Below are 8,471 nucleotides of genomic sequence, written 5' to 3' on the forward strand. Positions count from 1 at the left end.
AACCTACCATGGGCTACCATTGCCCGAAACGATAATCAAGGCCCTAAAATTTAAAAGACCCCAAAACGCGACATGAGCCTATAATTTTTAGTATCCGCATCCGCAGATTACGCAGATTAAATTAGCGCCCTTTGGGCGGGCTGGTGGCTGTTAGGTAGTGGGTGCTGGGTACTGGGAAATGGAAATTCCTATACTCTAAATTTACGATCAGGTTTTTAGGGAATTTGTTCAAATTCGTGGATCGAATTTTCCGTATTCCATAATATATCTTCTTCGTGATCTATATTTTCAGGAAATTCCAAAAAGGGTTGCTCATCAGGATCAAAAATCATGATATCTAAGTTCTCGTTTTCTTTTTTATGAGCATTTAATCCTGAAAGGCCGGCTTTTATGTTTTCTTTTTCGGATTCTTTTATATCATTACTGACCAAGGCTGCTTCAAATTTTTCTTTTGCTTTTAAAAGTTTTCCTTGTTTATAAAAAGTCATGCCCAGGTGATATTGAATAATCCCGTTGTCCGGGTCTTTTTCTTCAGCCTGTGACAGCATCCATCCAGCCTGGCCAAAGGCCTTTTTATGATAATAGGCCCACCCGAGTGTATCCATGAGCCAGGCTTGATTCGGCATTTGGTCATAGGCCTTCCTGGCAAGTTCCAGGGCCCGGGCCGGATCACGTCCTTGTTCAAGGAGAATCCATGCCAGGTTACCCATCATTTCCGGTTCATCCGGGAAATGTTTAAGGGCTTTTTCAAGTACCTCTTTGGCTGGTTCGATTTCCTGGCTTTCCATATAATATGCGGCCAGAAACTGCCATCCTTGCAGAAAAAAGGGGTGTTCCCGGGTACATGCCAAGAGCGTCTCTTCAACAGCAGTATATTTTTTTTCGGCCCGGCACAGATCTGCCTGCAGAAGATAAAATTCCCCGGAAACCGGCTTATCCGCCATCGCCATGTTTATGTATATTCTGCATTTGGCATAGTTTTTAAGTGCCAGACTGATTTTTGCTCCGGCATAATACAAGCTTGGCAAATTTTTTCCTTTCTTGAGCCAAAGATCTATTATTTCAAGTGCCTGCCCGCCCTTCTCCATATCCGCCAGCAGACACGCATAGTGATACAGGGCTTCGACCATATCCGGCTTCTTTTCAAGGATGGATTCATAGGTATCCAGGGCTGTCCGGTAACGTTTCTGCCCTTCAAAACTGCGCGCCAGAAAAAACAGGGCCGATGTATTGCCGTCCAGGTGCCAGGCCCTGGAAAAAGCCTGGGAAGCCGTTTTATACTCACCCGTTTCCATCAGGCAAAGCCCTTTTATCTGCCAGGCGGTTGATTCAGATGGGGCCACAGATAATATCCGATCAATATATTGAAGTGCCAGAACATAGTCTTTATTTTTGTAGTGGCGTCCTGCCATGGCCAAAAGGGCATCCACGTTATTCGGGTCCATCATCAATGCCCGCACCAAAGCGGTTTCGGCAAGTTTACTCTGGCCGCCTGCAAGATATGTAATTCCCAACAGATAATGGGCTGACACAAGTCCGTTATTTTTCTCCAGAGCCGTTTTAAGATAAGATTCCGCATGAGAATATCGTCCCCGGAACATCCAGAATTTTCCCATGAGCAGATCATATCCGGTATCCTCTCTTTTCAGTTCATTGGCCTTATCCAGCCATTTTTCCGCGCCGCCCAGGTCCAGGCGGGACAGACAGATGTCGGCCGACATCAATTTGAACCCGATGTTGTCTGGATATTGGGCGGTCAGTATCTTTAAATACTGCGCTGCCTTGTCCGGCATCCCGATCGACCTGTAAAACCGGCAGAGCCGGATTTTGATATCCAGGTTTCCGGGATCGGATTGAACCGCTTTTTGAATAAACCCTTCAGCCGTTGACGTATCATCTGCAAGGATATAATAATCGGCCGCAAGCATAAGGTCAGGAATTTTTTCCAACGGATGAGACAGTACATCAGTCATAATTTTTTCCGCTTGACCCTTATGCTGCTGTTGTACAAGGCAAATGGCCAGCTTTATTTTTGGACGAATCTCCCCAGGCGAAAAATCCATGGCCAAGGTATAATCCATTTTCGCCCGTTCAAGGTCGCCTTTAAGTAAAAACAGATCCCCGGAAAGCATTCGCCCTTCCGGTTCACTTGCCGCACGGTCTTTAAATTCGGACAGCATCTTTTCCGCCTTGTCCAAATCCCCTCTGAGCAATGAAATTTGTATGACCTGTTTTTGGACCACCATGTCCAAAGGATTTTTTTTCAAAGCCATGTCAAAAAACAGGGTTGCCTGGTCAAGATCGGAAAGTTTTAGATACGCAGTCCCGATTTTGCCGCAAAGAACAGCGCTCCTGGCTTCTTCAGGAATATTTAACCAGTATTGCAGGGCTTTGGCATAAGCATTATCCATATATGCTTTATCCCCCTTCTGTTCAAAACAATCTGTCTTTGCGTCAAACGGGTCCGAATACTGGTAAAAAAGAATACCTGCCAGAACCATTGCAGAAAGAATAACAGAAATGAGAAGGCCCCCGCCAAGGCCAATGACTTTTTTTCGTTTCACCGTTTTACCACCAAAAGGCCAATGAGCCCGGACATTACCATAACGGCTGTCCATAAAAGAATTTCAAGTTTATTATGAACCGCATACCTGATCAGTTTCAGCGCAAAAGAGAAAAACCAGGGGAGTTCAGTGTTGCTGCCATAAGCTGTTTGATAAGAACTCTTTTCTGGATATCCCGGGCTTGGCCGGGATCCGGAAATATTTCCCGCAGGTGTTATTTTTTGTCTGTCTTTTTTAGGGAGGCCGGCGACCTGAAATACAACCGCCTGCTGATTTATCGGAGCGGTCCGGAAATGCTCTGAAAAAACAAGCACGTTTTCCATGGTTTTCCGGGCCTCCTTTTCCGCCTTGATTGTCTCAGGCATAGAATCCGGCTGGTTTTTCTCAGGGTCATCGTATTTTTCAAGGTAGGGAATACCCAACCCTTTGAGTACCTGCGCGTTTCTCTCTTTTAGGGATAGGTATTCATCGATAATACGTTTCAGCCTTAAATTGGCAGCTATTTGCCGGTCAAGGGAGGTTTCGGGAAAAATGGCGGTTTTTGACAACAAATCAAAAGGTATGTCAATGTTGACTGACCCGGCTGTAACCGCTTTTTCCGTCGGACCGGAATAAAGTATTCGCGTGTTTTCTTCTTTTGTCCGATTCCGTAAAAAATTATAGGTTTTAGTTATATGGGTTATCGGTCGCTTGTCCTTAAATACCGGCAATCCATCTCTGTTTTCTTTTAAATCCGAACTCTTTGGATGATGAAACCATCCATATCCGTTGGTCGGTACCATACACCATACCAAAATAAATACAAAAAGCGGAAAAACACAGAAACGCCTTATTTTTAGAAAAAAAATTTTAATTGACAAGTATCTGTATCCCATAATATTAAAGGTAATTGAACTTTCAAGCGTTATCACAATATAATTTAAAAAGCCATAGTCACTTATTTTTAATAATGGCGGAGATCGTTTCATGAATCCCTGTTCCAAAATCATCCTGGTATTGCTCATCGTGCTGACTTCCCTTTGCGGCTGTTCAAGCAAAGCGGACAAAAAAGCAGCCCATATCCAGAAAGGGAATGACTATTTTGAAGCCGAGGAATATAAAAAGGCGGAATTAGAATTTAAAAATGCCCTTCAAATAGACGGTACGGACATCTCAACCCTGATGAAATTAGGTAACACCTTCATGAAGCTCGGCCAGGTGAAACAGGCATTTTCCGTTTTTTCAACAGTGGAAAAAAAAGATCCTGACAATCTTGACGCCTTGGGGATCCTGGCGAAATTTTATTTCCTTAATAAAAACCTTTCAGAAACCCAGACACGTATAGATAAAATTCTGGAAAAAGATCCCTCAAACGTAGATGCATTGTTTCTCAAAGGAAGGGTGCTGGCCCGAAGAAATCAGATTGATGAAGCCCGGGCCATCTTTGAGAAAATTCTTGAAATAGAAGATGCTCATGTGGGCAGTCTTCATGCAATCGCAGGCATAAAAGCAAAAGAAAAAAAGTTTGACGAAGCGGAAGCCCTTCTGCAGAAAGCAGTGGTATCGGCAGAGGATACTACCCAGCCCCGGATTGTCCTTGCACAGTTCTATATTGTCCGAAAACAGCTGGACAAAGCTGAAGAGCAGCTTAATATTTCTGCCGCCGAACATCCGGAGAATGCCGGACACCAGATTCTATTAGGCAATTTTTATTTAAAAACAAGGAACATGGAAAAAGCTGAAGCCGCTTACAAAAAAGCGGTTGAAATCCAGCCGGATAAAAGCCGCCCCATGCTTATCCTTGCCGGGTTCTACAACCTTACCGGGAAAAAAGAACAGGCCCTTGACCTGTACCGAAACGCTTGTGCCATTGATCCTGACGATATGAATACGCGCATGATTCTGGCCCGGTTTCTTTACAAGGATGGAAAGAAAGATGAGGCAGAAAAAGAACTGAAAAAGATCATGAATAAACGCCCCGGGCTTGCCTCGGCCAGGATGTTGAAAAGCGAAATTCTGATTTCCAGAAAAGAGTATCAGCCGGCATTACGACTTCTTTCCGCGCTTGAAAAAGATGAGCCCAATTCCCACAGAGTCCAATATTTTAAAGGGTTATGCTACATCGGTCTTGGAGATCCAAATCAAGCCGCCGCATCTGTATATAAGGCCGTTGAACTGAAACCGGATTATATAAAAGCCAAAATGCTGCTGTCGGAAATATATTTCCGTCAGCATTCTTATGAACTTACCGTGGAACAAACCACGGAGGCGCTCAGGTTCAACCCCAACCTTTCCCGGGCCCTTCTGATCCGGGCAAATGCATACATCGCCTTGAAACAATTCAAGGATGCTGAAAATGATTACAGGCAGATGATTAAACTTAATCCGGACAACCCAACCGGATATTACCGCCTGGCTTATCTGAAATCGGGTATGAGGCAATTTGACCAGGCAGATCCTTTGCTTGAAAAGGCCTATTCATTGAACAACAACCTGCTTGATGTGTTTACGCTAAGGGTCAGAAATGCGGTGGCACAAAAATCCTTTGAAAAAGCACATGATCTTTGCACCCGGCAGATGCAAACGTTTAAAGACAATGATAAGCTTCTTGCGGTTATTCATACGATCAAGGCTAAAATATATCTGGCTGAAAAAAATATGGGCAGCGCCGAATCCGAATTAAAACAAGCGATTGATATTTTCCCGGATTATTTAGCGCCTTATAGTGAATTGGCAAAAATCTACCTGGCCCGGAAAAATGTTGAACTTGCAAAAGAACAATATAAAATAATAATTTCCAAAAATAAAAAAAGCGCATCTCCTCATATGCTGCTGGCCGTGCTGTATGAAGCGGAAAAAGACTTTGATACAGCCGAAGACCACTACCGGAAAGCCCTTGACATAAATCCCAATTATGCGGCGGCTGCCAACAATCTTTCCTACCATCTCGCCGCCCGGACGGATAAATTGGATGAAGCCCTGGCCCTGGCCCGGAAAGCCAAAGCCCTTTATCCGGAAGATCCCAGCATAATGGATACCTTGGGATTTGCATATTATAAAAAAGGATTGTACGGAAATGCCATTGCCCAGTTTCTGGACTCCCTGGAAAAAATCCCGGACAATCCGGTTGTCAGATATCACCTGGGCCTGGCCTATCATGGTAAAGGTGAAAAAGCCCTTGCCGCCAGAGAACTGGCCAAAGCGCTTGAATTGAGGGATGATTTTTCAGGTGCAGCGCATGCCGGAGTTCTGCTGGAGGAAATAAAGGATAAAGGATGACAAAAGTTTCAGTCCATATCGTTCGGGGGATGCTGGCTTTATCTGCCATATGTCTTTTTTCCATTGCCGGCGCAGAAGAAATAACCGGAAGGCAACTGGCCCAGAAGGTGTTTGACCGGGACCGGGGAAAGAATTCTGTTTCGACGGCACAAATGGTATTGGTCAGTAAACGCGGCAAAAAGAGAATCCGTCATTTTACAACCAAGCGGATTGAAGAGAACGGGTTGGAAACACAGATGACGCGATTTACCGCTCCGGCCGACATTGATGGCACAGGATTCTTAAATGTTGAAAAACCGGGCTGGGAAACCGAACAGTTTCTATACCTTCCGGCTTTAAAGCGGACCCGGCGAATCGTCAGCTCCCAGAAAAACCAGCGGTTTGTTAACAGTGATTTTACGTATGAAGATATGGAACGGCACCCTGTTTCTGATTATACATATAAAATTACCGGTTCAACCACAGTCGGCAACATGGACTGTCATATCCTTGAATCCCGTCCCAAACAAGGCGTTGAATCCCAATATGGCTTAACCATCAGCACGATATCAAAGGATGGTTTTGTACCGGTGCATGTAGCATTTTATGATAAAAAAAATACGCATATCAAAACGTATCATGTCCTGAAACTGGAACAGGTTCAAGGAATCTGGACGGAAATCATCATTAGCATGGAAGATCATCAAAAAGGTCACAAAACCTATATCAAGCAGGATAAAATTACATATAATACCAATATTAAAACAGACGATGTCTCGCGGAAAAGCCTTGAAAACTATTGATCCGGTATGATAGCTGTCATGATTGCTCTTCTTGGTAATATACCCAGGTTCAAAGAGAGACGATGGTAAATAAAACTGTTTATCATTTATTTATCATTTTTTTATTTTCAGTTGGATGGCTGTTTTTTACTCGTCCGGTCTATTCTGAATTACAAAATTCGAAAGAAACTGTTCCATTATTAGAAGATACGCTGCCTGATGATATTTTTGAAGATACAGGACTACAGGAAAGCAAGTCCGATTTTTCAATATCAGGTGAAATTGGTGCCCGAGGCACATTTCAAACCAAAGAGGATGATGCTGTTGAAAACAACCGGAGTTTCAGGAACCGAATGTTGCTCAAAGGAAAATATAAAAACAGTGTTACGGTTTCTGCGCTTTGTGATTATCTCTATTTTGCCGAGGAAAATGAAACAGATGATTTTGATATAGATCTTTACGAAGCAAAATGGGAATATACCGGCAAAAAATACGGACTGTCCCTGGGCAAACAAATCGTCCGGTGGGGTAAGGCCGACCAGGTCAGCCCGGTTGATACCCTGAATCCCCAGGATTTCCGTGAATTTATCATCCCGGATTACGAAGAATGCAAAATTCCGATATGGATGGCAAATGCCAAATGGTTTTCAGAATATTTCACACTTGAAGGGGTGTTTATTCCTTTTTTTGAGGAATCAAAATGGGATTATTTCGGTACCAACTGGTCTGTTTTCAGCCATGTAAAAAAGGAACTTCAGGGTGCTGTATCTGATCCGGCACTTAGGTCGTACATCAACGACTTGTCTGTCCATGAGAGTACCCCTGACGACGAGGCAGAGTTTGCGGTCCGACTTCACACAACCATTAAAAATATAGACTTGGGGTTTACATTCCACTGGATGACCGAGGATAATCCCGATTACAAAAATTTTCCAATCAAAAATATCCGTGTAAACGGCTCTTTTTCAGGAAACGCCATTTCCTCCGCCCTTGGTTCGGCAGTATTTACGGATGAGGATATTGACGTGGCGTACCGGAAGACAAAAGCCGCTGGATTTGAATTTGAAACCACCTGGGACAAATACGGCATCCGGGGAGAAGCCTTATGGATGGAAAACCAGTCCTTCTTGACCTCGTCCCTTACCTCTTCCCGCCACCCCACCATTACAGCCGTTATAGGTGCGGACCATACCACCGCCGGAAACATGTATTTCAATTTTCAGGCGCTGTATTCACATATCAAAGACTATTCAGACGACATTCTTTATTTTGACCAGGACTCTTTTTCATTGCTGGGGGAAATAAAACTGGATCTCGTATCGGACTGGCTTCAAGGGGCGGTAAGTTACAATGTGTCTCTAAATAATAACTCCCATTACCTCTTCCCATATCTAAAATACACGTATGTGACCAACCTTGAGTGTAAAGTGGGAACCGGATTTTTCTTAGGGGACGAGAATACTTTGTTTGGGCGTTATGCGGCTTATGATTATTTTTATTTCAATATAATATATTTATTTTAGGGCCTTTGCGACGAAACCAACAATATCTGATGATCCTAAGTCCGGTTTCAAGGATTTTCCTTACAAAAGGGTCTTCAGTCTTCAATCCCACTCATTCGCTCTGTAAGATCAGGAAAATATTGATTTAGCACCCGATACATAATGAAAAAAATATTGGATGATTTTTATAAAATCATATTTTGGCGCGAGAAAAGCAACTTAAATTTTAACCGGAAAAATAATTTTTACTGTTTTTACACAATACCTTCGCCAATTATGCTGTTTTTAAAGGCTGATGAATACAGCCTATGCTGCAGACCTCTTCATATAACTGAGAAATAAAATTGAATCCCTCAAAATGAGGATCATATTTTAATATATTTTTG

Annotated in this window: 5 protein-coding genes; 3 read left to right on the forward strand and 2 right to left on the reverse strand. The window is 43.2% G+C overall.

What is annotated here, in order from left to right; genetic code table 11:
- Nucleotides 1-215: 215 nt before the first annotated feature.
- Together HXW94_RS20120 and HXW94_RS08765 are read right to left on the reverse strand one after the other, a co-directional pair.
- Nucleotides 216-2,564, reverse strand: coding sequence for a tetratricopeptide repeat protein (locus HXW94_RS20120; RefSeq protein WP_218576636.1), 2,349 nt, complete (start codon nt 2,562-2,564; stop codon nt 216-218).
- A complete protein-coding gene (locus HXW94_RS08765; RefSeq protein WP_178366517.1) occupies nt 2,561-3,346 on the reverse strand; it encodes a hypothetical protein in 786 nt (261 codons plus the stop codon). Before HXW94_RS08765 ends, HXW94_RS20120 begins: the two co-directional genes overlap by 4 nt.
- A 184-nt stretch (nt 3,347-3,530) precedes the next feature.
- Here HXW94_RS08765 and HXW94_RS08770 point away from each other — a divergent pair, with 184 nt between their 5' ends.
- The 3 genes from HXW94_RS08770 (at nt 3,531) to HXW94_RS08780 (ending at nt 8,106) form a co-directional block, all read left to right on the forward strand.
- On the forward strand, nt 3,531-5,822 hold the full coding sequence (locus HXW94_RS08770) for a tetratricopeptide repeat protein (protein ID WP_178366518.1): 2,292 nt from the start codon (nt 3,531-3,533) through the stop codon (nt 5,820-5,822).
- The gene (locus HXW94_RS08775) at nt 5,819-6,604 is read left to right on the forward strand and encodes an outer membrane lipoprotein-sorting protein (protein ID WP_178366519.1); all 786 of its coding nucleotides are present in this window, start codon (nt 5,819-5,821) and stop codon (nt 6,602-6,604) included. The genes HXW94_RS08770 and HXW94_RS08775 overlap by 4 nt, the downstream gene beginning before the upstream one ends.
- Before the next feature lie 62 nt (nt 6,605-6,666).
- Nucleotides 6,667-8,106 carry a DUF1302 family protein gene (locus tag HXW94_RS08780; RefSeq protein WP_178366520.1) on the forward strand — a complete coding sequence of 480 codons (1,440 nt, stop codon included), beginning with the start codon at nt 6,667-6,669 and terminating at the stop codon, nt 8,104-8,106.
- Nucleotides 8,107-8,471: the final 365 nt, after the last annotated feature.

Source organism: Desulfobacter latus (genome assembly GCF_013389365.1).
GTDB classification, from domain to species: Bacteria; Desulfobacterota; Desulfobacteria; order Desulfobacterales; family Desulfobacteraceae; genus Desulfobacter; species Desulfobacter latus.